Source organism: Clostridium sp. CCUG 7971 (genome assembly GCF_017590215.1).
Classification (GTDB): Bacteria; Bacillota; Clostridia; order Peptostreptococcales; family Peptostreptococcaceae; genus Faecalimicrobium.
Genome location: NZ_JAFFPK010000223.1, coordinates 1 through 593, shown reverse-complemented (window position 1 = coordinate 593; position 593 = coordinate 1). Strand labels below are relative to the sequence as shown.

General features: G+C 26.3%; 1 protein-coding gene and 1 pseudogene. Both read right to left on the bottom strand.

All coding sequences use genetic code 11. From position 1 onward, the window contains the following. A pseudogene (locus JWF52_RS18905) lies at positions 1-194 on the bottom strand (LTA synthase family protein); the annotation flags it as partial. Positions 195-281: 87 nt separating this feature from the next. Beyond that, positions 282-542, bottom strand: a complete 261-nt coding sequence (locus tag JWF52_RS18900; RefSeq protein ID WP_208335015.1) for a hypothetical protein — start codon at positions 540-542, stop codon at positions 282-284. Between the last annotated feature and the right edge of the window lie 51 nt (positions 543-593).

Genomic DNA, 593 nt, shown 5'->3' with positions numbered 1-593 from the left:
TCATAATGGTATTTCACCTGGTATTCCAGGTAGTCAAAGTTATTACCTGTTAGTATTTCAAACTCTGTTCTAGCTGTTCCACCACCTACTACTGGAACATTAATATATCCACTTTTATTTTCTTTAGATATTTTTCTAAAGTTAGGTATTGGATCTTCACTATATTTAACTTCTTTTATTACTGTTGGATCCATAAATGATTCCAACTGAATAAATATTATATTTGGTTTATTATCTTTTTTGCTGAAGTATTAATATTTGATGCTTGTATTGCATTTACTTCATTTTTTATATTTTTCTATTGATGCTTTATCGCAATCCTCTGGTCTTTTTCTATTATATCCAAAGTATGAGTCTAGTAGTGAATACATAAAACCATTATGTTTATATGATTCTTTTAAGTCCCATCTTAGTGGACTTATTATTTTTCTTTCAGTAAGATCGTTTAGTTTTACAGAGTATACACCTATTAATAATATAGCTATCATTATGTTTGTATAACTGATTGATCTTTTAGAGTTTTTCTCTTTTTTTAAATACATATATTATAATTCCTATAGTGATTAATAAAAATAATGCTGCTAGTATTACCA

What these genes read in the sequence shown, in the direction of transcription:
- JWF52_RS18900 (WP_208335015.1), bottom strand. Translation starts at nt 542, where the DNA reads ATGTATTTAAAAAAAGAGAAAAACTCTAAAAGATCAATCAGTTATACA.